Here is a 22,551-nt window from a genome sequence, read left to right on the forward strand (position 1 = left end):
ATTGCTCGGCCACTCCAAGCTCGAGAATGCGGTCCGATGTCTTGGTGTCGACGTGGAGAATTGCACGGGAACGACCAGACAAAAGCTTATGACCACATGACGGGATCGGCCTCACAGTCCCAAGCCCTATTCCATTGCCAATGGCGTTTTGTCGCCATCAGGCTACGCCTTTTCCGCCGGTCGCTCCGAAGACCTCCCCATTGATGTAACTGGCTTCCTGGCTGGCCAGCAGCACATAAATCGGTGCCAGCTCGACTGGCTGTCCCGGCCGGCCGAAATCACTGTCCTTGCCGAAATTCTTCACCTTGTCCTCCGGCTGGCCACCGCTCGGCTGCAGCACGGTCCAGAAGGGGCCGGGCGCCACGACATTGGCGCGCACGCCCTTTTCGATCAATTGCTTGGCGAGCGCTTTGGTATAGGCGACGATGCCGGCCTTGGTGGTGGCATAGTCGAGCAGGATGGGCGAGGGCTCATAGGCCTGGATCGAGGCTGTGGTGATGACCGCGGCGCCCGGCGGCAGGTGCGGCGTGGCTGCCTGGGCGATCCAGTGCAGCGCATAGAGGTTGGTCTTGAGCGTCGCGTCGAAATCCTGGGTGGTGACCTGCGACACGTCCTCGCGAAACTGCTGGCGCGCTGCATTGATGACAAGGATGTCGAGGCCGCCTAAGGCTTTGACCGCACTCTCCACCATCTCCTTGCAAAAGCCTTCTTCCTTCACGTCACCCGGCACGGCGAGAGCCGTACGACCCTCGGCTTGGATAAGCGCGATGACTTCCTTCGCGTCGGCCTCCTCGCTCGGCAGGTAGCCGATCACGACGTCGGCGCCTTCGCGGGCGTAGGCGATGGCGGCTGCTCGGCCAATCCCGGAATCGCCACCGGTGATCAGCGCCTTGCGACCCAAGAGTTTGCCCGAACCACGATAGCTTTCTTCGCCATGATCGGGCTTTGGGTCCATTGTCGCTGCAAGGCCTGGCGCGGGCTGGTCGGGTTGGTCCGGAAAGGGTGGCGCTGGATATTGTTTGCGCGGGTCCTGCATGGTGAGGCGGTCAGTCATGGTGCGCTCCAGATACGTGTTGTTTGTGATGGCTAATGGCTCGCCGCCATGCGGGTTCCATGGTGGGCGACAGAGGAGCGATGGTTGACTGACCTGCCACTGCATTTTTCCGCCACGAGGATTCGGAGCCCGGCCCTCTGAAGGACGGCCAGATGAAGCGAGCACGGCTTGCGGAAGAGCAGATCATCGCGGTTCTGGGCGAGCAGGGGGCTGGTGCGAAGACCGCCGATCTGGCGCGCAAGCAGGGTGTCGCCGAAGCGACCCTCTACAACTGGAAGGCCAAGTTTGGCGGCATGGACGTGTCCGAGGCCAAGCGTCTGAAGCAACTCGAGGACGAGAACGCCAAACTCAAGAAACCGCAGGCCGATCAGATGCTGGATGCGGTCTCGATGCGGGAGCTTCTGTCAAAAAATGGTAGCGCCCGCCGTCAAGCGAGAGCTGTCGTGCATCTGCGGGCCGTGATGGACCTGTCGGAACGGCGGCCTGTTCAATCCTCGGAGCGGATCGGAAGATGGTTCGCTACCGCTGACGCTCTTCGACGTTCGCGAGACGCGTGGTGGCTCCTCGGAGCTTCCCAATCGAACGAGTCAGGAAGATCCCCAGGGAGGGGAAAGCTAAATCCAACGATTTCAATGGGTGCTTTGGTACAGTTGGGCGGGCTCGAACCGCCGACCTTCGGAGCCACAATCCGACGCTCTAACCAACTGAGCTACAACTGCCTGCCAAAAGCGAGCGGAACCTAGAATCAAAGTTCGCCGGTTACAAGCACGGAATCCGACTTATCCGCAGAAGCTTTGAGCTGATAGCGAAACGGCCCGAAAAAGATCGGGCCGTTCGTCATCTATGGCGGAATTCCGCGATCGGCAAGGCGCCGATCCAGCTGGAATCAGCCGGGCTGGAACCCCTTCAGCGCCTTTTCGACGCCCTGCTTGACCGGCCGCGACGCGTCGGTCGCGAACTTCTGCGCGAATTCCTGCATGTCACGGGTCTGCGCCGTAAGCGTCTCGAACTGCTTGCGGGCAAAGGCAGCCTGCAACTCGACCGCTTCGGCGAACGACTTGACGCCCATGAAGGCGCGGGCGAACGCATAGGTGGCGTCCGAATGCGTCTTGGCGTTGTCGAGCGACTTGTTGCCGAGAGCCACGAAGCCGCTGCGGGTGGTCTCGTAGCTGTCCTCGAACACTTCGCTTGCCTCTTCGGCGGCCGTCTTCAGCTTGGCATAGGCATCCTTCGAGCCGGCGACAGCCTTGTCGGCCATCTCGCGGAAGGCTGCGGGAACCTCGACATTGGGAACCGCGAAGCTGAACGCTTCAAACGGGGCGTCGAAACCCTTGCTCGACTTGGAGGCGGACTTGGCGCTCTTGGGGGCGGTGGCGGTATCGGACATGGACTGAAAGTCTCCTTCGGGCTCAATCGCCGTCGCGGAGCTTGGTCCCGGATCCAGGATTGCGGATCCATTGCAACTCCGATCGACTTGACGCGACCTTACGTCAGTTCATTGTGCAATGCAATATTTTGTTGCATTGCACAATTCCGGAGTGATTCCAGCGGCTTAGCCGGGAAGATCCATCGATGCGGCCCGGCAGCCGGGCAGAAGGGGCAAGAAATCTGGCGCTTTCATCGCCATCCTGCCCATTTCCTGGCCTATTTCTTCGTCTGCTGCTGCACTTCGCTGGCGGCCTTGCCGATCGTGTCTGCCATATCCTTGCCTTGGCTCTGTGCCGACTCGACTTGCTTCTTCAGGAAGTCCTGCTGGATCTGGCCCAGTTCCTCGATGCTGCGCGCACGCACCAGCTTCTGCGCGAAGTCGAAGGAGGCGGCCACATTGGCCTCCAGGAAAGCGAGCGCCTGGCGGTTGACGTCGCGCGCGCCGGACTGCAGGGTCTTGGCCGATGTTTCCGATTTCTCCACCGCCTTGACCGTGGCGCCCATGAAATCGTCGAAAGCCTTCTTGGCCTGGTCGACGCTCTTGTCGGCAAGGGCCCGCATCTGCTCCGGAATTTCGAATGCCGTCTTGTCAGACATCGCCATCTCCCATGTTGAGGACAAGACAACAATAGTCCCTGCTGGAAGCGACGCAAGGCGAGCTTGCGGGCAATGCTTGCGGCATGCATCGCCTTTGATGGAAAGCGCAAGCAACACATTAACCAAAGGATGGAAGAGATAAGGGGTTGCGGCGGCCGCGGCGTGGACCGGGGAGGGCAGGCCCTATATTAGCTTGTCTTCAAGGACTGACGCTCTTGAGGAGAAGATTGTTCATCGGCGGGACGATGAGCAGGCGGCCCGTTCAATCACGCGGCTGCGCCAGGCGTGAGAGTGAGTACGCCGGAATGGCGGGAAAAGTGGCAGCTATATGAGTGCACGCAATCTTGCCTATCTCGACCTGTCGGCCTTGCCGACCGTCGGACCGGCCTTGCTGTCTGCCCGCCCGACCTTCGTCTGGGCGGCGGATGGAAGACGGGTGCTCTGGGCGAATGCCGCCGGCGCCGATTTCTTCGGCGTCGCCGAACTCGACCGGCTGCTCGACCGCCGCTTCTCCGATACCTTCCCCTCGACCCTCCAGATCGCCCGCTTCGCCCGCGCCCTGCCGAAGGGGGCGACCCGGATGGAGCGCATCAGTTTCGCGACCGGCGGCAGGCTGCAGAGCCTGGCGGCCCGTTGCACGCGCATCGCGCTGGCGGACGACAGCAGTGCCGTACTCATCGCGCTCGATGCGCCGCGCGGACAAGCGTCCTCGCCGAGTGAGCGGGCCGAACGCCTGGCCGATGCCCTGGCGGCCGAGGATTGTCTGGTCGCCATCCTGGATGCGTCCGGCGAGGTGGTCGCCGCCTCCGGCGGGCTCGATGCCCTGACGGCGGCGGAGGGCGCCATCGAGGCGCTGGTCGCCGGCATGGATCGTGGCGATGCGCGGTTGCTGAAGCGTGTGCTGCGCATCGACGATGTCCGCCGTCCCGCCGGTGTCGCCCGTTTCGAGCAGGACGATCGGTCTTTTCATCTCCTGGTCGTCGGCCCGGCGGAACGGGTCCGCCTGGAGCCGGCGGCTGCCGTATTGCCGCCGTCGCCCGAGGAAGAGACTGCGAGCGAAGACGTCGAGGCCGATCGGGCGGAGCTTCCCGCTCTCGGGCCGGTTGCGATCGTGACCGCGCCGGCGGAGCCTGTCGTCGCGCCGCAGGAGCCGTCTGCGCCGGCCCAGCCGGAGCCGGAAAGGGCAGTCACGCCGCTCCCGGCTGAAGCGCTGAAGGCGGAAGCCGAACCGTCCGTGGACGTCGAAAGCGCCGCCCCGTCCCTCGAGCGCGCGCCGAAGTCGATGGCCGATATCGTCGAGGCGGTCAGCGACGCGCCCGCCGTCGAGGCCCCTGTGCGGGCCGCGACCCCTGTTTCGCCGGAAACGGCCGCGCCTTCCGATACGCCGGATGTGCCGGAAGCTGCGCCTGTGGAGCCCGAGCCGGCCGCCGCTGCCGAGGCCGTCGAGGCTGTGCCGGTCGAGCCACAGCCCCGCTTCCGGTTCGAGGAGCCGTCCACCCCTGTCCGCTTCGTCTTCCAGATGGATTCCGAAAGCCGCTTCAGCTTCGTTTCGCCGGAGTTCGCCGCGGTCGTCGGTCCTCGATCGGCTGGGATCGTCGGCGTCGCCTGGCCAGTGGTCGCCGCGGAGCGCGGGCTGGACCCGCAGGGCAGCATCGCCGCCCTGATCGCCCGGCGCGATACCTGGAGCGGGGCGACCCTGAACTGGCCGGTCGATGGCCAGGACCTGCGGGTTTCGGTCGACCTCGCCGCGCTGCCCGCCTTTTCGCGCGATCGCGCCTTTGAGGGCTATCGCGGCTTTGGCGTCATCCGTCCGGTCGAGCTGCGCCGCGAGCCGCCGGTCGCGCCGCCGAGGCCGGTCGTTGTCCTGCCGACCCGGCCGCCCGCCGCCGAGCCGTCCAATGTCGTGCGCCTGCCGCGCGCCGCGACCCTGCCAGCCGATGCCGAGCGGCTGAGCATGCCCGAGCAGGATGCCTTCCGCCGGATTGCCGTGGCGCTCGGCGCCAAGGTCGAGGACGCCGCCAAGCCGGTGGCGGAAACCCCGCCCGTCGAGGAAGCCAAGGGGCAGGGTGCTCCGACGCCCGAGGCCGAGGCGATCGTCGTTCCGGAGCCGAGGGGCGATGCGCCAGCGGCGCCCGTGGAAGTCGCCCAGGCGGATACCCAATCGAACCAGACGTCGGCTTCGGCCGAGGCGCCTGCGCCGGCTGTCGCGCAGGACGTCGCCGCCGAGACGCCGGAAATCGAGTCGACGGAAACGGCTGTCGAGCCCGACAGCGCGGCCATGCTTGCCGCTGAGTTGCCGACAGTCGACGTTACGCCTGCGCCCGAGCCTGAACCCGTCGTGGAAATCGTCCAGGCGCCGGCGCCGGTGCTTGCAGGGCGTGTGGAACCCCCGGTCGCCCGGGCGCCGTCGCCGGATCGCCAACTGGTCGAGGATCTCGCCGCCGCGGGTCAGAAGATCGCCGAGCTGGAAGCGATCCTCGATACCGCCACGGATGGCGTCGCGGTCGTCGATGCCGATGGCTGCATCGTGCGCATCAACCGCAGCGCCGAGGCGCTGTTCGGGGTCGATTCCGCCCATGTCGCGGGCCTGCCCTTTACCCATTTGCTGGCCGAGGAAAGCCGGAAATCGGCGCTCGATTATCTCGAGGGCCTGGCACAGAACGGCGTGGCCAGCGTGCTCAATGATGGCCGCGAGGTCATCGGCCGCGTGCCGCAGGGCGGGCTCATTCCTCTGTTCATGACGATGGGCCGGCTCGGCGAGACCGGAAAATTCTGCGCCGTGCTGCGCGACATCACGCAGTGGAAGAACGCCGAGGAAGAGCTGATCAACGCCCGCCGCGCGGCCGAGACGGCCTCGATGCAGAAATCGGATTTCCTCGCCAAGGTCAGCCACGAGATCCGTACGCCGCTCAATGCCATCATCGGCTTTTCCGAAGTCATGATGGAGGAGCGCTTCGGCCCGATCGGCACAGAGCGCTACAAGGAATATCTGCGCGACATCAACGTCTCGGGCGCGCATCTGATGAGCCTGCTCAATGACCTGCTCGATCTCTCCAAGATCGAGGCCGGCAAGCTCGACCTGAATTTCGAGGCGGTGGCGCTGAACGAGATCGTCATGGAATGCGTCGCGATGATGCAGCCGCAGGCCAATCGCGAGCGCATCATCATTCGCACCAGCCTGTCGAGCCAGGTGCCGAGCATCGTCGCCGATCCCCGTTCGATCCGGCAGATCGTGCTCAACCTGGTTTCGAACGCCGTCAAGTTCACGCTGGCCGGCGGCCAGGTGATCGTCTCGACGGCGCTGGAGGAGCGGGGCGAGGTGACGCTGCGCATTCGCGATACCGGCATCGGCATGTCGGAAAAGGATGTGGAGACGGCGCTGATGCCGTTCCGCCAGATCGCCACCTCGGCGAAGCATCGCAGCGACGGCACCGGCCTCGGCCTGCCGCTGACCAAGGCGCTGGTCGAGGCCAACCGCGCGGCTTTCCAGATCGACAGCGCGGTCGGCCAGGGCACGCTGATCCGCGTGACCTTCCCGGCAACGCGGGTTCTGGCAGGGTAGAGAAGACCCTTACCCTGTCCCTCTCCTGCAAGCGAGCGAGGGGACGCGCTCCTCAGCATGTTGGGAGGGGAGCGCTATGCGAAAATCGCTTCAGCAGGAGGCGAAGCGGAGTCGGCCCAGCAAGAGTTCTCAGCCTGCCACCGGCCTCGTGCCGAGGCTTGTAAAGAACCGCAGCAGATAGCCATCCGGGTCGGCGACGACGAACTGGTGGTGGCCGAGTTCCTCGTCCTCGCGGCGATACCAGCGTTCCTCGAAGGGCAGGGTGATCGGCGCCGCGTCGCGCATGCGGGCCCAGAGCGTGTCGACATCCTCGACCTCGATCTGGAAATTGACGCCGCGCCCGAAGGGACGCTCCAGTGCCGCCTTGTGAAAGCGGCGGCCGGGGCCTTCCGCTTCCTCCAGCATCAGATGCACGCCGTCGCGATCGAGGAACACGAAGCCTTCCTCCGGCCGGCCATAGAGGATGCGGAAGCCGGCCAGCCCGATATAGAAGCGGAGCGACTCGTCGAGGTTCGAAACCTCCAGTTCGGGCACCAGCTTGGGCGGCATCGGTCTGTCCCGGGCCGCTATTCGGCGGCGATCTGCATGGAAAGGTTGTCGAGCGACGACACGATATGTTCGGCCAGCGCGTCGACGATGGGCGTGATCGGCTTGTTCCAGGCGCGGATCAGCCCGATCTCGCAGGGCGCGAGCTTGGGGAAGCCATCGGCCTCGCCGAGCACCCGCATGCCGGGCCGCAGCGCCGATTCCGGCTGCACCGAAATGGCGAGCCCGGCCAGCACGGCGGCGGCGAGCGCGGTCGAGTTGTTGCTGGAATAGAGGATGCGATAGCGCCGCCCGGTCTGGGCCAGGGCCTCGATCGCCGTCTTGCGCCAGCAGCAGGTGTCGCGGCCGAGCGCCAGCGGCAGCACGTCGTCCTGTTCGAGCTGGTGATGGTTCGAGACGACCCAGAGCAGCGGCTCTTGCCGGACCACCTCGGTCATCGGCGTGCCCTTGATGTTGGTGATGATGCCGAGATCCAGTTCGCCGGCGCGCAGGCATTCGATCAGCTGCACGGTCGGCTCGCACACCACCGTCACCTCGACGCGCGGATTGGAGCGCGAGAAGCGCGCCAGGATCTCCGGCAGGAATCGGTCGGCATAATCGTCCGGCGTGCCGAGGCGGACGCGGCCCGAGAGCTCGTCGTCGTCGAAGGCGGCCATCGTCTCGTCGGACAGCCGGACCATCCGCCGCGCATAGCCGAGCAGGCGCTCGCCGTCTTCCGTCAGTTTCGCACTGCGGCCGTCGCGGCCGAAGATCGGCTTGCCGATCCGCTCCTCCAGCCGGCGCATCTGCATCGACACCGCCGACTGGGTCTTGTGCACCGTCTCGGCGGCGCGCGTGAAGCTGCCGGAATCCGAGATTGCGACGAAGGTCCGCAACTGGTCGAGATCAAGCATCGATGCCATGGCACTACCCTCGCTGGATGCCGCCGCCATTTCGCTCTGCCGGGCCCGCCCCGATGGTTCGACCGCGAACGAAGCATCCGCGTTTTCGGCTGGAACGGGAGGCCGGCGTCCGGCAAACCGGCTTCCCGGCCCCGACGAAAAGCATCATCAATTCCGATGGCTGATATTAGAAACATTCGTTGGAATGATCAATCGGGACGAGGCATCTTCAAAGCGTACCCGAGACGCGTGCCGGACAACCCCTTCGAAGCATTCGAAGGACTTCGCCACGCCTGCCGCTGGAGGCTGACATGACCACATTCGAAACGTTCACACCGCATGCTCGCCCGTCGCGTGGCCGCACGATCGTCCTGATCGCCGCCCAGGTCGCGACGGCACTTGTGACGCGCGTTCGCATCTGGAAAAATCGTCGCTCCGTCGCGCGCCTTCTCGATTGGGACGCCCGCATGCTGAGCGATATCGGACTGACGCATGGCGATGTCTATTCCGCCCTGTCGACGCGCGCCGACGAGGACGCGTCGATCCAGCTTGCCATGCGCTCGCTCGAGCGCCGCTATGCCACCCAGGCGCAGGCGAAGGATCGCCAAGTCCACGCCCGCGAATTGCGCGGTTCGTCCGCCCGCTATCAGCGCAAGGCCTGAGAATCGCGACGAAATCGTCGCTCAGGCCCTGCGATACCGCCGCAGCCGGAACCCCTAGATCCCCTGGCGGTTCCGTACTTGGCCCGCCGCGTTCGTGGCGGGCCCTTTTCTTTCCGCGCGGTCCCTGCGTCAATCTTTCCGGGGTGTCGTCGGCGCGAAGCGGTCGAAGATCATCTCCATCGACTTGCGATAATTGTCCTGCATGCTCTTGCCGGCATCGAACAGGCGGTCGATCACTTCCTCGTTGCTCATCGGGCCGGGCTCCGGTTCGGGCTCCTTCTCCTTGCCGAGGAAGCTCTCCATCAGCGTGACGAAGGGGAGGTCTGGCCGCTTCTGCGCCGCCTCCTTCGGCCTAGCGCCGCCGCCCGTCATGTCGCGCATCATGGCGAGGAACGGGTTGTCGTAGCTTTCGGTCTGCCGTTGCAGCCCGCCCATCATCATGTTGGCCATGACCGGCATCATCCGCCGGATCACGTCATGCGCGATGCCGGTGGATGCCTCGACCTGCAGTGCCACCGCCTTGGCGACTTCCGGCGAGCCGAACATGCGCTCGACGATGCCATTGCCATCGGCCTGGGCGCGCGGCGTCATCGCCGCCAGCGGATTGTCGAAATAGGACTGGAACTGGCCGGCGCCGACCTGCTGCCAGAAGGCGGCGACACCGAACGGATCGGCGGAGGTGCGCCGCATGCCGAGCCAGAAGGCCGGCATCATGGCCTCGAAGGCCTTGGATTGCTGGTCCTGGGAGAGGCCGAACTCCTTGGCCATGGTCGCGGCGAAGGCGCCCTGCTGGGCCTCCAGCATCAGATCGTAGAATGTCTTCATCATCGTGCTCCCGCCGCCCCAAGGGCATGTTCGGCGCGGCGGCCGGTCCGCGTCAACCGGTTCGTGTCGATGGCCGCGATCAGTGCGTCATCAGCACCGGCAGGGTGAGGCCGGTCAGCATGCCGCGCGTCGCGCCGCCGAGGATCCATTCCAGCAGGCGGCTGTGGCCATAGGCGCCCATGATGATGATGCCGGCATCGGCGTCGATCGCCGCCTGGCGAATGGCCTTGGCGACGTCCTTGCCGGGATTGGGCACCTTTCGGATGCTGCTTTCCACGCCATGACGCAGCAGGTGGCCGCAGAGCCGCTCGCCGGTCGGCAGCTTCTTGCCGTCATCGACCAGCACCACTTCGACATGCTTGGCCATCTTCAGGAAGGGCATGGCGGCACGCACGGCGCGCGCGGCGGTGATCGTGCCGTCCCAGGCGATCATGATGCGGCTCGGGTCGATCGTCGTCTTGCCCTTGCGCGGCACGATCAGCAGCGGCGCGCCGGCGTTGAACAGCACGGCCTCGATCAGCGCTTCGCGCACCGGCTCGGGGTGGTCCGGGTCGTCCTCGCCGATGATGACGAGATCGGCCATGCGGACTTCGTGCACGATGCCGTCCAGGCCGCCGCCGGCCATGACATCGACCAGATGCGCCTCGCCCTCGATGCCGGTTTCGGCGGCGATCTTGTGGAAGGCGTCGATCGCCGTCTCGGCTTCCTTCATCGCCTGGTTCCGGGCGCTGATCATGAAGTCGGCCGGCACGGGCGCCACGGCATAGCCGGGCACGATCGGGTCATAGGCGAGCGAAAGGCCGGTCAGGTGGGCGCCGAGACGCTTGGCGAGATCGGCCGCGGCGCGCGCGGCCGGCCGGTCGCCGGCCAGATCGACGACGACGCTGATGTCCTTGATATCCATGATGCGCTCCCTTGGCTCTCTCGATGCTGGCGAGGCTAGAGTCTACTCCGCCCACGCGCTTTGAGAAGGATCAATCGGCACCTGTGCGCAACTAGTAGGCGTGGCGACGAAAGACTTCGCTGATGTCGCCGTTCCATTCCGTGCGGCATTCGTGAAGCTGCCTTTCGGCCAGGGTCTGGCCGCTGGCGACGATCTCCTCGAGCGGCTGCAGATAGACCGTCTCGTCATGGCCGTCGCTGTTGAGATAGCCACGTGCTGCCAGTCCGCGCCGGGCGATCTGCACCATCTCGCGGGCGATATCGCGCACCGTGTGGTTGCGGAACGGCGTCGAGAGCGCGGTGCGGGGCACGCTGTCGCGCAGCGCCTGCCGCTCCTCGGCCGTCCAGTCCTTGACCAGTTCCCATGCCGCATCGAGCGAGGGCTGGTCGTAGAGCAGGCCGACCCAGAGCGCCGGCAGCGCGGTGAGCGGCCGCCACGGACCGGCATCGGCGCCGCGCATCTCGATGTACTTCTTGAGCCGCACGTCGGGGAACAGCGTGGTGAGATGGTTGTTCCAGTCCGATAGCGTCGCGATCTCGCCCGGCAGGCCCGGCAGCTCGCCCTTCAGCAGGTCGCGGAACGACTGGCCGGCAACGTCGTGATAGGTGTCGCCGCGCTTGACGAAATACATCGGCACGTCCAGCGCCCAGTCGACATAGCGCTCGAAGCCGAAGCCGTCCTCGAAGGCGAAGGGGATCAGGCCGGCGCGCTGGTTGTCGGTGTCACGCCAGATTTCGGCGCGGTTCGACAGCAGACCGTTGGCGGCATTGTCGAGGAAGGGCGAATTGGCGAACAGTGCGGTCGCGATCGGCTGCAGCGCCAGCGAGACGCGCATCTTCCTGACCATGTCGGCTTCGTCGGAGAAGTCGAGATTCACCTGCACCGTTGAGGTGCGGAACATCATGTCGAGGCCGCGCGTGCCGACCTTCGGCATGTAGCGGGCCATGATCTCGTAGCGCGACTTCGGCATCACCGGCGTCTCGGCCAGCGACCAGATCGGCGAGGTGCCGAGGCCGATGAAGCCGACGCCGAGCGGTTCGGCGCACTGGCGCACCTGCGCGAGATGGGCATGCAGTTCGCGGCAGGTCTGGTGAATCGTCTCGAGTGGGGCACCGGACAGCTCGAACTGGCCGCCGGGCTCCAGCGAGATGGCGCCACCGCCGATGGGATCGACCAGGCCGATGATCAGGCCACGATCCTCGATCGGCTGCCAGCCGAGAAGACCTTCCATCAGGCGGAGGATGCGCTCGATGCCGCGCGGCCCCTCATAGGGGACGGGCGTCAGGTCATCGGTGTAGAAGCCGAACTTCTCGTGCTCGGTGCCAATCCGCCATTGCGCTTTGGGCTTGGAGCCGCTGGCAATTACGTCGACGAGTTCGTCGCGCGATTCGACGATCGTGGAATCGGTAGCGTCGCGGGCCATGAGTACTCCGAAGCAGTGAGGCGCGGCACAGTAGCGGCGCGCCAGGGGAACGGCAATGGAGGGGCCATTGCCTCGCAAAACCGAGACGGGCGGTGGACCGATCGCCTGAATCGGTGCACCGATAGCACCCAGGACATGCTTTCAGGGAGGAAAATCAGAATGACCGATTCGTCGAGACCCGTCGCCATCATCACCGGAGGAACGCGCGGCATCGGTGCGGCGATCGCGCGGGCGCTGGCGGCGCGGGGCGTCGACCTCGTCCTGTCCGGCCGTCATCGCGACGAGCCGGTGGAAAAGCTGATGCGCGAACTCGGCGCCGTCACCGGCGTGCTGTTCCATGCCGCCGATGCGGCCGACCCGGCTTCGGCGCCGGCGATCGTCGATGCCGCGCTCGCCCGCTTCGGCCGTGTCGACTACCTCGTTCCCTCCGCCGGCGGCGCCGTGCCGGGCACGGCTTTGACGGTGACGCCGGAAGCCTGGGACAATGCCTTTCGCGTTCACGTCCATGCGCCATTCCACCTGTTCCGCGCCGCGCACGCGTCGCTGGCGAAGCAGGGTGGGGCGATGCTCCTGATCTCGTCGGTGGCGGGCCTGCGCGGCTGCCCGGCAACCATCGCCTACCAGACCGTCAAGGGCGCGCTGCCGCAGATGGGCCGGGCGCTCGCCCGCGACCATGGCCATGAAGGCATCCGCATCAACACCATCTGCCCCGGCATCATCGAAACCCGCTTCCACGAGGCGATGACGCCGGAAGCGCGCGCCAACAACCTCGCCAACCGCATCCCGCTGCAGCGCCTCGGCACGCCGGAACAGGTGGCGACGGCCGCCGTCGAGTTGCTGACCAACGCGTTCATCACGGGCGAGACGCTGGTGGTCGATGGCGGCATGAGCATGCGGATGGTCTGATCGCGAACCCCGGAAGGTCTCGGCCTTCCGGGGTTCCCCGCTCCCTCAGCGCCGGCCGAGCACGATGACGTTGCCGACCATGACGAGCACGAGGCCGGCGATGGCGAAGGCCGTCCACTGATAGCCTTCCGCGAAGGTCGAGATCAGCAGGGCGAAGACGGGAAACAGCACCGTCGAATAGCCGGCGCGGCCCGAGCCGATCCGGCCGAGCAGCGTCAGATAGGCGAAGAAGGCGACGACCGAAGACAGCAGCGCCAGCCACAGCAGCGAGGCGATGTACTGGAAGGACGGGTCCAAGATGAACGGCTTGCCGAGCATCGCGGCGGTGATCGCCAGGATCGCCGCGCCATAGGCCATGCCCCAGGCGCTGGCCGAGACGACCGGAATGCCGCGTTTCTGCGCCGAGGCGGAAATCATGTTGCCGATGCAGAAGAACAGCGTGCCGCCGACGCAGAGCATCAGGCCGATGGCCGCGTCGTGGTCGATCTCGGTGCCGGCGATCTCCGGCCAGAACATCAGCGCCACGCCGCCAAAGCCGAAGGCGGCGCCGAGCAGGACGCGCCGGTCGACCGACTGGCGCAGGAAGATCGCGCCAAGCAGCATGTTGAAGACCGAGGCGAGCGAGAAGATGACGGCCAGCAGGCCCGAGGCCAGCTTGGCGCCGCCAACGTAGAACTGCAGGAAATTCATCGAGAAGATGAAAAAGCCGAGCCCGAGGAAGCGCAGATGATCGGCGAGCGGGAAGGCGAGGCGGTGGCGGCGTACGATCGCCCAGCCGAACATCACCAGCGAGGCGAGCAGGAACCGCCAGGTCAGCGCCACCTGGGGCGCGACGACGCCGAGTTGCAGCTTGAGCGCGATCCAGCTCGTGCTCCAGGCAAACACCGTGACCGCATAGAGCGAATAGTCGAGCCGGGTCATCGCCGCCTCGGAAGGCTTGGCGCGGGAGCGGGCGGCCGGGGCGATTTCGGTCGCTTGTGAGTCGGTTGGGGGAGGCATGCGGCGATCCGAGTGGCTGAGGGACGCCACCGAGAGCAGGAACCCCGGACCCCGTCCAGCAAAACTTTGTGAGCGGTGACGTCACCGAGATTGATGAGTCCGATGCCGCGATGCGAAATTCTGGCCGGATTCAGCGGCGAATGGCGAAAGCCTCCCGCCTCGTTCGCCGGTATCGTCATGGCGGCATCCTCGCCTGCCATCAAGGGGCGGTCGCGCCGCTGGCGGACGTCAGCTTCCCGATCAGCCGCGTCGGCGCGCAATGGCCCGGCGCCATCGAAGCGCGGGCTGGCGGAATCGTTCGGTTCGGCATCTATTGGTGGATGCCGAATCCAACTGAGCCGTCAGCCCCATGCGCATTCTCGTCGTCGAAAACTATCAAGCCACCTCGCTCGGCCTGATGCGGCCGGCGCTTGCCTCGGCCGGGGCGGTGATCGATGTCCGTCGCGCGCATGAGGGCGACGCCTTGCCGGAGACGCCCGACGGCTATGACGCGATCATCGTGCTCGGCGGCGGTCAGAGCGCGGTCGACGACGCGGCGCATCCCTATCTGCCGCGCCTCGCCCGCCTGATGCGCGCCTTTGGCGATGCCGACAAATCCGTGCTCGGCATCTGCCTGGGTTCGCAGATCCTGGCGCGCGGCTATGGCGCCAGCAACATACTGGGCCGGCCGACCGAATTCGGCTGGCAGGAGGTAACGCCCACCGAGGCGGGCCGCGACGATCCCGTGGTCGGCGTGCTGGAGGGCCCGTCGCCCCTGTTCCACTGGCATTCCGACACATTCACCCTGCCGGAAGGCGCCGTCCACCTGGCGACCAGCGCCCTGACGCCCCACCAGGCCTTTCGCATCGGCCGCGCCGTCTATGGCATCCAGTTCCATTTCGAGGCCGATACGGCGCTGGTGCGCGACTGGAGCGACACTTTCGGCGACGTGGCGGCGGAGATCGATCCGGAGTGGCCGGAGCGCCATGCTCGCGAGGAAGGCCCGCTCGGCAGCCGCGCCGACGCTGCGGGAAGGGCGATCGCCCGCGCCTGGATCGCGACGATCCGGTAGGCGCGCTCGTCACTCCGGCAGGAAGTCGTCGTCGCGCAGCGGTTCCAGCGTCCAGGGACATTCAAGGCTACGGGAACCATGCCGCCGCAGTCCGAAACCGCTCAGTCCCGGCGAACCGGCCGCTTCGCCGTCGCGCGTTCCTCGAATTGCATCAGCCGCAGCGAGGCGATTTCTTCGCGGGCGCCGGCCTCGGCGGCGTCCTTCATCGACGCCGCGACATAGGCGATGTGATCGATCGCCGCCTGGCGGGCGGCTTCCGGATCGCCGGCCAGGATCGCATCGCGGATCGCCTTGTGCTGGGCCAGGAGCTGGTCGCGCGAGCCGGCCTGGCCATAGAGCCGGCTGCGATTGTAGAACACGCCGTCGGCCAGCAGCCGGTAGCAGGCGCGCAGCACGTGGATGATGACGATGTTGTGCGTCGCCTCGCCGATCGCCTGGTGGAATTCGACGTCCAGCGCCGCCTCGCGGCGGAAGTCGGCCTTGCCGTGTTCGGCTTCCATCGTCTCGATGATGCGGCCGAGGATGATGCGGTCGGCCTCGGTGGCGCGTGTCGCCGCCATCGCCGCCGCCGTTGCCTCAATCTCGCGGCGGAATTCCAGATAGTCGCCGCCGGCCTTGGGCGATTGCGCGATCAGGTCGACGATCGGCGCGGCGAAGACCGAACCTTCGATCGCGGCCACATAGGTGCCGCCGCCTGGGCGGCTTTCGACCAGCCCGCGTCCCTCCAGCGCCTTCAGCGCATCGCGCAGGATCGGCCGCGAAACGCCGAGCGTCGCCGACAGGTCGCGCTCGCCCGGCAGCTTGTCGCCGGGATGCAGCACGCCCTCCAGCACCAGCATCTCGATCTGTCGCGCCACCTCGTCGGCGGTCGCGCGGGAAGGAATCGGTTGAAAGACCATGCGGAAGAGCCTATCAGCGGAAATCAGGAAGTGGTCAAGAAATTGATCCAGTTGGCGGGCGCGGCCCGCCTTTCAAGAATTCATATGAAATTGGAGCGGCGCCATGGGCGGCTTGAAGGACGCAACGAGCATTGCAGACCTGAGATTGTTGGCGAAGCGCCGCGTGCCGCGCGCCTTCTTCGATTATGCCGATCGCGGCTCCTACAATGAGGAAACGATCGACGCCAACTCGGCCGACTTCAAGGCCCTCAAGCTGCGCCAGCGCGTCATGGTCGACGTGTCCAACCGCTCGACCGAAGTCACGCTGCTCGGCGAGAAGTTCGCCTATCCCTTCGCCTTCGCCCCGACCGGCCTGACCGGCATGCAGCATGCCGATGGCGAGATCCTGGCGGCCAAGGCCTGCGAGAAGGCCAACATCCCGTTCGCGCTGTCGACCATGTCGATCTGCTCGATCGAAGACGTGGCGGCGGCCACTTCGCGACCGTTCTGGTTCCAGCTCTATGTGATGAAGAACCGCAACTTCGCCAAGCAACTGGTCGAGCGCGCCATCGCCGCCAAGTGCTCGGCCCTCATCCTGACGCTGGACCTGCAGGTGCAGGGCCAGCGCCACCGCGACATCAAGAACGGCATGACCGTGCCGCCGCAGATCAAGCTGCACAATGTCCTCGACATGGCGACCAAGCTGCCATGGGCGTTCAAGGTTCTGGGCAGCAAGCACAAGACCTTCGGCAATCTGAACGGCGTCGAGGGCATGAGCGGCGTCAAGTCGCTGGGCCAGTGGATCTCCGGCCAGTTCGACCCGGCGCTCAACTGGGATGACGTGGCCTGGATCCGTTCGATCTGGCCCGGCAAGCTGATCCTCAAGGGCGTGCTGGATGTCGGCGACGCGCAGAAGGCGGTCAATACCGGCGCCGACGCGATCGTCGTTTCCAACCATGGCGGACGCCAGCTCGACGGCGCGCCGTCCGCGATTTCGCGCCTGCCGCGCATCGTCGACGCGGTCGGCAACCAGACCGAAATCCTGTTCGACAGCGGCATCCGCTCGGGACAGGACGTGCTGCGCGCGCTGGCGCTCGGCGCCAAGGGCTGCATGATGGGCAAGGCCTTCCTGTTCGGCCTCGGCGCCGGCGGCGAAGAAGGCGTGTCCAAGGTGATCCAGATCGTCGGCAAGGAGCTCGACGTCTCGATGGCCCTGACAGGACGTCGCACCCTGGCCGAGATCGACGATACCGTCATCGATCGGGGTTGAGCCCGTTCCGTCCCGGCCCTACTGCTTAGGTAGTTGGGCGCGGGATCGAGGGCGCGATGCGCGAAGGACCAAGGCGTTTCGAGGATCATCCGCTTCGAAGCGCGGTGCTGAACGAGATCCATGCGCGGCCCTTCCACATGATGGAAGCGCCGCGCATCGTGTTGAACTTCGCCTTCATGACCGATGCCGGCCATGCGGACGCGGCCCGCGACCGTCTCGCGGCGCTGTGTGTTCGCAACGGCCTGCCGCAACCGGCCGCTCATGCGCGCCATCATGTCGTCGATCTCTGCGGCGGCACGCTGCGCTGGGAGAGCCACGCCGAATTCACCACCTATAGCTGGGATGCGCGCGGCGGCGCCGGCGCGCTGCCGGCCGAGACGCCGTTCGGCGAGGCCTTCGAGGCGCCGGGCCCGTTGATGGTGGCCGCGCGGCTCGACCTCGTCGCCGACCAGCGCCCGATCGCCGAACTGCTCTCCGGCTTTGATCCGGGCTCGCTCGCCGTTTCGGAAGTGGCCGGGGGCAGGGGGCTGATCGCATCCGATTTTCGCGAGGATGGCGATGGCTATACGCGCCTTCTGGTGGTCGATCGCGGGCTCGAGCCGCAGGAGGCGGGACCGATCGTCCAGCGCCTGCTCGAGCTCGAGACCTATCGGACGCTGGCCATGCTGGGCCTGCCGGAGGCGCAGCGCCTGCATCCGGAGCTTCGCCGCATCGAGATGGATCTTGTCGCCAATACCGGCCGCTTCCGCGCCAGCGAAGGGTTCGAGGCCAACCGCGCCTTGCTGGACGACCTGACCGCCCAGGCCGGCGATCTGGAAGCCGGCGCGGCCGAAAGCGCCTTCCGCTTCGGGGCCAGCCGCGCTTATTCCGAGATCGTGCGGTTGCGCCTCAACGCCATGGATGAGCAGCCGATCGCCGGCTATTCGAGCTTCACCGCCTTTCTCGCCCGTCGCATGGCGCCCGCGATGCGCACCTGCCAGACCGTGGAGGGCCGCCAGCAGGACCTGTCGCGAAAGCTCGCCCGCGCCGCGGCGCTGCTGCGCGCCCGTGTCGATGTCGAGCTGTCGCAGCAGAACCGCGCCTTGCTCGACAGCATGAACCGCCGCGCGCGGCTGCAACTGCGTCTGCAGCAGACGGTCGAAGGGCTCTCCGTCGCGGCAGTCAGCTACTACGTCGTCGGGCTGATCGGCTATCTGGCGAAGGGATCTTCCGTCCTCGGCTTCGAGCTCGACCCGGCGCATGTCACCGCCTTTGCGGTGATCCCTGTGGCGCTGTTCGTCTGGTTCCTCGTCCGCCGCATCCGCTCGAAGCATGACGACGGGCATGGCGCCGACTAGGGGGTAGCCGGCGCGAGGATCTTGCCGAGGCCTTCGTCCCAGTGCGGGTGGTCGCCATAGAGTCCGGCGAGGTGGTCGATGAACAGCCGCACCTTGGCGGCGAGGAAGCGCCGGCTCGGATAGACCGCATGCACCGCGACGTGCCGCGAGGCACGGTAGGCGGGCAGCACGACGACCAGGCGCCCTTCGCGAAGCTCCGGCCCGACATCCCAGGTCGAGCGATAGGCGATGCCGAGCCCTGCCAGCACGGCTTCGCGAACCACCTCGTTCGAATTGGTGCGAAGCCTGCCCTCGACATGCACCGTCACCGGGCCGTCCGGCCCTTCCACCCGCCAGGGATCCTGGCTGGCGGTGGCGAGCAGCGTGTGCTTCGACAATTCGGCGATGGTCTGCGGCGTGCCGTGTTCGGCGAGATAGGCCGGCGTCGCGCAGAGCAGGCGGTGGTTCGGCGCGAGCCGCCGCGCCACCAGGCTCGAATCCGTCAGCTCTGCGATGCGGATCGAGACGTCGATGCCGTCCTTGACCAGATCGACGAACTCGTCGGAGAGCACGAGATTGACGGACAGGCCGGGATTGGCGGCGAGAAAGCTGCCCAGATGCGGCGCGATGTGCAGCCGGCCGAAGGTGGTGGGCGCCGAGACCTTGAGCGTTCCGCGCGCCACGTCGGAGCGCCGGCTCACAAAGGACTCGGCCTCGTCGATCGAGGCGAGGATCTGCACCACGCGGTCGTGGAAGCCACGGCCGGCCTCGGTCAGCGCGATCTGCCGCGTGGTGCGCTGCAGCAGGCGCGTGCCAAGCCGATCCTCCAGACGCTTCAGGCGCTTGGAGACGACGGCGGGAGAGAGGTCAAGCTCGCGTCCGGCCGCCGAAAGGCTTCCGGCGGTGACAACGCGGGCGAAGATCTCCATATCGGATAGTGTGCTCATTGCCTCTATAGTGGCAAAAAAGTTGGGTGATTTTCAATCCTGCGGCAAGGATGATTGTTTTCTATCCCGGCTTGGGTACAAAACCGTCCGCGCCTAGAGTGGTTCTGAACTGGGAGGGAGGCTGCCATGTCCGCGATTGAGATTCCGAGGCCGGATCCGCGCATCCTCGCGCGTCGCGCGGAGATTCTCGCCGGCCTTGCCGCGCTGGTGCCGCCGACCTCGCTGATCACCGAGGAGGACGAGCGCCGTGCCTTCGAGACGGACGCGCTCACCGCCTATCGTCGCATTCCCATGGCCGTCGTGCTGCCCGAAACGACCGAGCAGGTGTCCAAGGTGCTGGCCTTCCTGAACAAGGAAGGCGTCAAGGTCGTCGCCCGCGGCGCGGGCACGTCGCTTGCCGGCGGCGCTATCCCGAGCGAGGACGCGGTCGTCCTCGGCGTCTCCAAGATGAGCCGGATCCTGGACGTCGACACGGCCAACCGTACCATCCGCGTCGAGGCCGGCGTCACCAATCTCGGCGTCTCCGGCGCGGTCGCCCATCTTGGTTTCTTCTACGCGCCCGATCCGTCGAGCCAGCTCGCCTGCACCATCGCCGGCAATATCGGCATGAACTCCGGCGGCGCGCATTGTCTGAAATACGGTGTCACGACCAACAACGTGCTGGGCGTCAAGCTCGTGCTGATCGACGGCACCATCGTCGAGATCGGCGGGGCCCACATGGATGCAGCCGGCTACGACCTGCTGGGACTGATCGTCGGCTCCGAGGGCCAACTCGGCGTCGTCACCGAGGCGACGTTGCGCATCCTTCCGCTCGCCGAAGGCGCGCGGCCGATGCTCATGGGCTTCCAGTCGGCCGAAGATGCGGGCGCCTGCGTCGCTGCGATCATCGCCTCGGGCATCATCCCGGTCGCGATCGAATATATGGACCGCCCGGCGATCCAGGTCTGCGAGGCCTTCGCCCACGCCGGCTATCCGCTCGATGTCGAGGCGCTGCTGATCATCGAGGTCGAGGGTTCGGAGGCCGAGATCGAGGATCTCATCGTCCGGATCACGACGATCGCCGCCGACTACAACCCGTCCGGCCTGCGCGTTTCGCAGTCGGAAGCCGAGAGCGCCGCGATCTGGAAGGGCCGCAAATCCGCTTTCGGCGCGATGGGCCGGCTCGCCGACTATATCTGCATGGACGGCACCATCCCGACCGGGCAGCTTTCCGCCGTCCTGACCGGCATCGCCGAGATCTGCGCCGGCTATGGCCTGCGCGTCTCCAACATCTTCCATGCCGGCGATGGCAATCTGCATCCGCTGGTGCTGTTCAACGCCAATGATCCGGTCGAGCAGCACAAGGCCGAGCGCTGCGGCGAGGACATCCTCAAGCTCTGCGTCGATCTCGGCGGCTGCCTGACCGGCGAGCACGGCGTCGGCATCGAGAAGCGCGACCTGATGACCTACCAGTTCAACACCATCGATCTGGACCAGCAGATGCGGGTGAAATCAGCGCTCGATCCGCAATGGCTGCTCAATCCGCACAAGGTGTTTCCGCTCGCGGGGCGCCCGGTCTGATGTGTGAATCTCCGTTCTTCCAGAAAGCATGCCGATGACGTCGATCCTTCTCCCCGAAAGCGAGACCGAGATCGAGGCGATCGTGCATGAGGCTGCGCAGTCGCACAGCCCGCTGGCAATCCACGGCGGCGGCACGCGCCCGATCGGCAAGCCGGTGCATGCCGACAGGGCGCTTTCGACGAAGCTTCTGACCGGCATCACGCTGTACGAGCCGTCGGAGCTGGTCCTCTCTGCCCGCGCCGGCACGCCCCTGGCCGAGATCCAGCAGACGCTGGCCGTCAACCGGCAACGCCTGCCCTTCGAGCCGATCGACTACCGCCACCTGCTTGGCAATCATGGCATCCCGACAATCGGCGGCGTCACGGCCTCCAACAGTTCCGGTCCGCGCCGCATCCATTCGGGCGCTGCGCGCGACTCGCTGATCGGCGTCCGTGCTACCACCGGGCGCGGCGAGACGATCAAGTCCGGCGGCCGCGTCATGAAGAACGTGACCGGCTATGATTTCGTCAAGCTGCTGGTCGGGTCCTGGGGCACGCTCGCCGTGCTGACGGAAGTCACCTACAAGCTGCTGCCGGAAGCCGAGACGGAACTGACGCTGCTCCTGACCGGGCTGTCGGCGGAGCGCGCCGTCGAGGCGATGACGACCGCGCTCGGCACGCCGTTCGAGGTGACGGGCGCGGCGCATCTGCCGGCGACCGACGGCATGCCGACCCGCACCGCGCTGCGCCTGGAAGGCTTTGACGCCTCGGTCCGCTATCGTATCGACCGGCTCGACACGGTGCTGCAGCCGTTCGGCGCGTTCGAGACGATCGCCGCCGAAGCCTCGCGCGTGCTCTGGGCGTCGATACGCGACGTCGAGGCGCTTGAAACGCCGCACGATGCCGCGATCTGGCGGATTTCGGTCCGGCCGACCGATGGCCCGAGGGTGGGCGAGTCGTTGAAAGCCCAGCTTGGCAGCCGCGTGCTCTATGACTGGGCCGGCGGCCTGGTCTGGGCCAGCGGGCCGGCGGAGGGCGATGGCGGCGCCGCCATCGTGCGGTCGGCCGTGGCGTCGGTGGGTGGCCATGCCATGCTGGTGCGCGGGTCGCCGGAACTGCGCGCCAGCGTGCCGGTGTTCGAGCCGGAGTCGCCCGGCGTGGCGGCGATGAGCCGCCTGATCAAGGCGACCTTCGATCCCGCCGGGATACTCAATCCGGGGCGGATGTAGGCGATGCAGGAGGTTCGGATCGGGTTGGGGGAGTGGCCGGCGCCGCGAGGCGCCGGAACCGGTACTTGCTGGCTATTCGGTGAAGCGGACGACACCGACTTCACAGACGTCGACGCCTTCCAGCACCGCTTCGCTGTCGTCGACGAAAACGCCCTTGAAGTCGAATTTGCAGTAACCGCTGCCGTCATCCATGTTGATGCTGACCGATCCGCCGGCCGGAACCTGGTCGTCGCCGAGAATGTCTTCCTCCCAGTCGCTGGCGCCGACATTCGAGGCGTAGAATTCGTTCAGATCGCTGCTGGTCTCGTTGATGATCTTGACCTTGCGATTTTCGGCATGGGCCGCTCCGCCAAGGACCATGGTGGCAAAGAACACCGCGCCCAGGGCGGTCCACAGGCGATGCTGCATAATCATTCCTTTGATAGCACTGAAGAAATTTCAGGCGCTCCGCCAATGCCAGATGCCCCCGGGTGGCGCAAGCGCGATTGTGCGGCCG

At 66.3% G+C, this 22,551-nt stretch carries 21 protein-coding genes, 1 tRNA gene and 1 pseudogene; 10 read left to right on the forward strand and 13 right to left on the reverse strand.

The features are described 5' to 3' along the window. Positions 1-157: 157 nt before the first annotated feature. Complete coding sequence (locus OSH10_RS18730) at positions 158-1,054, reverse strand: SDR family oxidoreductase (protein ID WP_266333503.1); 897 nt, start codon at positions 1,052-1,054, stop codon at positions 158-160. Between the two features lie 152 nt (positions 1,055-1,206). Between OSH10_RS18730 and OSH10_RS18735 the strand changes: the two are divergent. After that, a pseudogene (locus OSH10_RS18735) lies at positions 1,207-1,580 on the forward strand (transposase); the annotation flags it as partial. 116 nt (positions 1,581-1,696) lie between these two features. On the opposite strand, the gene OSH10_RS18740 reads toward OSH10_RS18735, so the two are convergent. The 3 genes from OSH10_RS18740 to OSH10_RS18750 all read right to left on the reverse strand — a co-directional run bounded on the left by OSH10_RS18740 (position 1,697) and on the right by OSH10_RS18750 (position 3,193). After that, positions 1,697-1,773 (reverse strand) — tRNA-His (locus tag OSH10_RS18740). 167 nt (positions 1,774-1,940) lie between these two features. Next, positions 1,941-2,441, reverse strand: coding sequence for a phasin family protein (locus tag OSH10_RS18745; protein WP_266333505.1), 501 nt, complete (start codon positions 2,439-2,441; stop codon positions 1,941-1,943). 257 nt (positions 2,442-2,698) lie between these two features. Next, positions 2,699-3,193 carry a phasin gene (locus OSH10_RS18750; RefSeq protein ID WP_266333507.1) on the reverse strand — a complete coding sequence of 165 codons (495 nt, stop codon included), beginning with the start codon at positions 3,191-3,193 and terminating at the stop codon, positions 2,699-2,701. A 214-nt stretch (positions 3,194-3,407) separates the two neighbouring features. Between OSH10_RS18750 and OSH10_RS18755 the strand changes: the two genes are divergently transcribed. Continuing rightward, positions 3,408-6,641 carry an ATP-binding protein gene (locus tag OSH10_RS18755; protein ID WP_266333509.1) on the forward strand — a complete coding sequence of 1,078 codons (3,234 nt, stop codon included), beginning with the start codon at positions 3,408-3,410 and terminating at the stop codon, positions 6,639-6,641. Positions 6,642-6,770: 129 nt separating this feature from the next. On the opposite strand, the gene OSH10_RS18760 is transcribed toward OSH10_RS18755, so the two are convergent. Then, entirely contained in the window at positions 6,771-7,190 is a 420-nt protein-coding gene (locus tag OSH10_RS18760; RefSeq protein ID WP_266333511.1) for a bleomycin resistance protein, read from the reverse strand. Between the two features lie 17 nt (positions 7,191-7,207). Continuing rightward, a complete protein-coding gene (locus OSH10_RS18765; RefSeq protein ID WP_266333513.1) occupies positions 7,208-8,089 on the reverse strand; it encodes a LysR substrate-binding domain-containing protein in 882 nt (293 codons plus the stop codon). A gap of 290 nt (positions 8,090-8,379) precedes the next feature. On the opposite strand from OSH10_RS18765, the gene OSH10_RS18770 reads away from it, so the two are divergent. After that, positions 8,380-8,730, forward strand: coding sequence for a DUF1127 domain-containing protein (locus tag OSH10_RS18770; RefSeq protein ID WP_266333515.1), 351 nt, complete (start codon positions 8,380-8,382; stop codon positions 8,728-8,730). A 129-nt stretch (positions 8,731-8,859) separates the two neighbouring features. On the opposite strand, the gene OSH10_RS18775 is transcribed toward OSH10_RS18770, so the two are convergent. From OSH10_RS18775 to OSH10_RS18785, 3 genes are all read right to left on the reverse strand, one after another. Beyond that, positions 8,860-9,555 carry a DUF937 domain-containing protein gene (locus tag OSH10_RS18775; RefSeq protein ID WP_266333517.1) on the reverse strand — a complete coding sequence of 232 codons (696 nt, stop codon included), beginning with the start codon at positions 9,553-9,555 and terminating at the stop codon, positions 8,860-8,862. A 79-nt stretch (positions 9,556-9,634) separates the two neighbouring features. Next, the gene (locus OSH10_RS18780) at positions 9,635-10,459 is read right to left on the reverse strand and encodes a universal stress protein (RefSeq protein WP_266333519.1); all 825 of its coding nucleotides are present in this window, start codon (positions 10,457-10,459) and stop codon (positions 9,635-9,637) included. 91 nt (positions 10,460-10,550) lie between these two features. Beyond that, the gene (locus OSH10_RS18785) at positions 10,551-11,921 is read right to left on the reverse strand and encodes a glutamate--cysteine ligase (RefSeq protein ID WP_266333521.1); all 1,371 of its coding nucleotides are present in this window, start codon (positions 11,919-11,921) and stop codon (positions 10,551-10,553) included. Positions 11,922-12,080: 159 nt separating this feature from the next. Between OSH10_RS18785 and OSH10_RS18790 the strand changes: the two genes are divergently transcribed. After that, positions 12,081-12,827 carry an SDR family NAD(P)-dependent oxidoreductase gene (locus OSH10_RS18790; RefSeq protein WP_266333523.1) on the forward strand — a complete coding sequence of 249 codons (747 nt, stop codon included), beginning with the start codon at positions 12,081-12,083 and terminating at the stop codon, positions 12,825-12,827. A gap of 45 nt (positions 12,828-12,872) precedes the next feature. On the opposite strand, the gene OSH10_RS18795 is transcribed toward OSH10_RS18790, so the two are convergent. Beyond that, the gene (locus tag OSH10_RS18795) at positions 12,873-13,826 is read right to left on the reverse strand and encodes a DMT family transporter (protein ID WP_266333524.1); all 954 of its coding nucleotides are present in this window, start codon (positions 13,824-13,826) and stop codon (positions 12,873-12,875) included. Between the two features lie 68 nt (positions 13,827-13,894). Here OSH10_RS18795 and OSH10_RS18800 point away from each other — a divergent pair, with 68 nt between their 5' ends. Together OSH10_RS18800 and OSH10_RS18805 are read left to right on the forward strand one after the other, a co-directional pair. After that, positions 13,895-14,224: a hypothetical protein gene (locus OSH10_RS18800; protein WP_266333525.1), complete on the forward strand. Its 330-nt coding sequence runs from the start codon at positions 13,895-13,897 to the stop codon at positions 14,222-14,224. Further along, a complete protein-coding gene (locus tag OSH10_RS18805) occupies positions 14,176-14,877 on the forward strand; it encodes a type 1 glutamine amidotransferase (RefSeq protein WP_266333526.1) in 702 nt (233 codons plus the stop codon). The genes OSH10_RS18800 and OSH10_RS18805 overlap by 49 nt, the downstream gene beginning before the upstream one ends. 101 nt (positions 14,878-14,978) lie before the next feature. Here OSH10_RS18805 and OSH10_RS18810 read toward each other — a convergent pair whose 3' ends face one another. Next, positions 14,979-15,776, reverse strand: a complete 798-nt coding sequence (locus OSH10_RS18810) for a FadR/GntR family transcriptional regulator (RefSeq protein WP_266333527.1) — start codon at positions 15,774-15,776, stop codon at positions 14,979-14,981. Positions 15,777-15,888: 112 nt separating this feature from the next. Between OSH10_RS18810 and OSH10_RS18815 the strand changes: the two genes are divergently transcribed. Continuing rightward, positions 15,889-17,025, forward strand: a complete 1,137-nt coding sequence (locus tag OSH10_RS18815) for an alpha-hydroxy acid oxidase (RefSeq protein ID WP_266333617.1) — start codon at positions 15,889-15,891, stop codon at positions 17,023-17,025. 56 nt (positions 17,026-17,081) lie between these two features. Beyond that, positions 17,082-18,362: a DUF3422 family protein gene (locus tag OSH10_RS18820; protein ID WP_266333528.1), complete on the forward strand. Its 1,281-nt coding sequence runs from the start codon at positions 17,082-17,084 to the stop codon at positions 18,360-18,362. Here the strand turns inward: OSH10_RS18820 and OSH10_RS18825 are convergent. After that, positions 18,359-19,288 carry a LysR family transcriptional regulator gene (locus tag OSH10_RS18825; protein WP_266333529.1) on the reverse strand — a complete coding sequence of 310 codons (930 nt, stop codon included), beginning with the start codon at positions 19,286-19,288 and terminating at the stop codon, positions 18,359-18,361. The genes OSH10_RS18820 and OSH10_RS18825 overlap by 4 nt on opposite strands. 126 nt (positions 19,289-19,414) lie before the next feature. Between OSH10_RS18825 and OSH10_RS18830 the strand changes: the two genes are divergently transcribed. Beyond that, on the forward strand, positions 19,415-20,848 hold the full coding sequence (locus tag OSH10_RS18830) for an FAD-linked oxidase C-terminal domain-containing protein (RefSeq protein ID WP_266333530.1): 1,434 nt from the start codon (positions 19,415-19,417) through the stop codon (positions 20,846-20,848). Between the two features lie 34 nt (positions 20,849-20,882). Beyond that, entirely contained in the window at positions 20,883-22,055 is a 1,173-nt protein-coding gene (locus OSH10_RS18835; protein ID WP_266333531.1) for an FAD-binding protein, read from the forward strand. A 72-nt stretch (positions 22,056-22,127) separates the two neighbouring features. Here OSH10_RS18835 and OSH10_RS18840 read toward each other — a convergent pair whose 3' ends face one another. Continuing rightward, positions 22,128-22,463 carry a hypothetical protein gene (locus OSH10_RS18840; RefSeq protein WP_266333532.1) on the reverse strand — a complete coding sequence of 112 codons (336 nt, stop codon included), beginning with the start codon at positions 22,461-22,463 and terminating at the stop codon, positions 22,128-22,130. Between the last annotated feature and the right edge of the window lie 88 nt (positions 22,464-22,551).

This window comes from Kaistia defluvii, assembly GCF_026343955.1.
In the GTDB taxonomy this organism is placed as follows: Bacteria; Pseudomonadota; Alphaproteobacteria; order Rhizobiales; family Kaistiaceae; genus Kaistia; species Kaistia defluvii.

Excerpts from the sequence above, each read along its gene's own strand:
- OSH10_RS18730 (WP_266333503.1), bottom strand. The coding sequence starts at position 1,054 with ATGACTGACCGCCTCACCATGCAGGACCCGCGCAAACAATATCCAGCG.
- OSH10_RS18765 (WP_266333513.1), bottom strand. The coding sequence starts at position 8,089 with ATGGCATCGATGCTTGATCTCGACCAGTTGCGGACCTTCGTCGCAATC.
- OSH10_RS18820 (WP_266333528.1), top strand. The coding sequence starts at position 17,082 with ATGCGCGAAGGACCAAGGCGTTTCGAGGATCATCCGCTTCGAAGCGCG.
- OSH10_RS18780 (WP_266333519.1), bottom strand. The coding sequence starts at position 10,459 with ATGGATATCAAGGACATCAGCGTCGTCGTCGATCTGGCCGGCGACCGG.
- OSH10_RS18755 (WP_266333509.1), top strand. The coding sequence starts at position 3,408 with ATGAGTGCACGCAATCTTGCCTATCTCGACCTGTCGGCCTTGCCGACC.
- OSH10_RS18805 (WP_266333526.1), top strand. The coding sequence starts at position 14,176 with ATGCGCATTCTCGTCGTCGAAAACTATCAAGCCACCTCGCTCGGCCTG.
- OSH10_RS18795 (WP_266333524.1), bottom strand. The coding sequence starts at position 13,826 with ATGCCTCCCCCAACCGACTCACAAGCGACCGAAATCGCCCCGGCCGCC.
- OSH10_RS18840 (WP_266333532.1), bottom strand. The coding sequence starts at position 22,463 with ATGCAGCATCGCCTGTGGACCGCCCTGGGCGCGGTGTTCTTTGCCACC.
- OSH10_RS18810 (WP_266333527.1), bottom strand. The coding sequence starts at position 15,776 with ATGGTCTTTCAACCGATTCCTTCCCGCGCGACCGCCGACGAGGTGGCG.
- OSH10_RS18830 (WP_266333530.1), top strand. The coding sequence starts at position 19,415 with ATGTCCGCGATTGAGATTCCGAGGCCGGATCCGCGCATCCTCGCGCGT.
- OSH10_RS18775 (WP_266333517.1), bottom strand. The coding sequence starts at position 9,555 with ATGAAGACATTCTACGATCTGATGCTGGAGGCCCAGCAGGGCGCCTTC.
- OSH10_RS18785 (WP_266333521.1), bottom strand. The coding sequence starts at position 11,921 with ATGGCCCGCGACGCTACCGATTCCACGATCGTCGAATCGCGCGACGAA.
- OSH10_RS18825 (WP_266333529.1), bottom strand. The coding sequence starts at position 19,288 with ATGAGCACACTATCCGATATGGAGATCTTCGCCCGCGTTGTCACCGCC.
- OSH10_RS18790 (WP_266333523.1), top strand. The coding sequence starts at position 12,081 with ATGACCGATTCGTCGAGACCCGTCGCCATCATCACCGGAGGAACGCGC.
- OSH10_RS18745 (WP_266333505.1), bottom strand. The coding sequence starts at position 2,441 with ATGTCCGATACCGCCACCGCCCCCAAGAGCGCCAAGTCCGCCTCCAAG.
- OSH10_RS18835 (WP_266333531.1), top strand. The coding sequence starts at position 20,883 with ATGACGTCGATCCTTCTCCCCGAAAGCGAGACCGAGATCGAGGCGATC.
- OSH10_RS18760 (WP_266333511.1), bottom strand. The coding sequence starts at position 7,190 with ATGCCGCCCAAGCTGGTGCCCGAACTGGAGGTTTCGAACCTCGACGAG.
- OSH10_RS18770 (WP_266333515.1), top strand. The coding sequence starts at position 8,380 with ATGACCACATTCGAAACGTTCACACCGCATGCTCGCCCGTCGCGTGGC.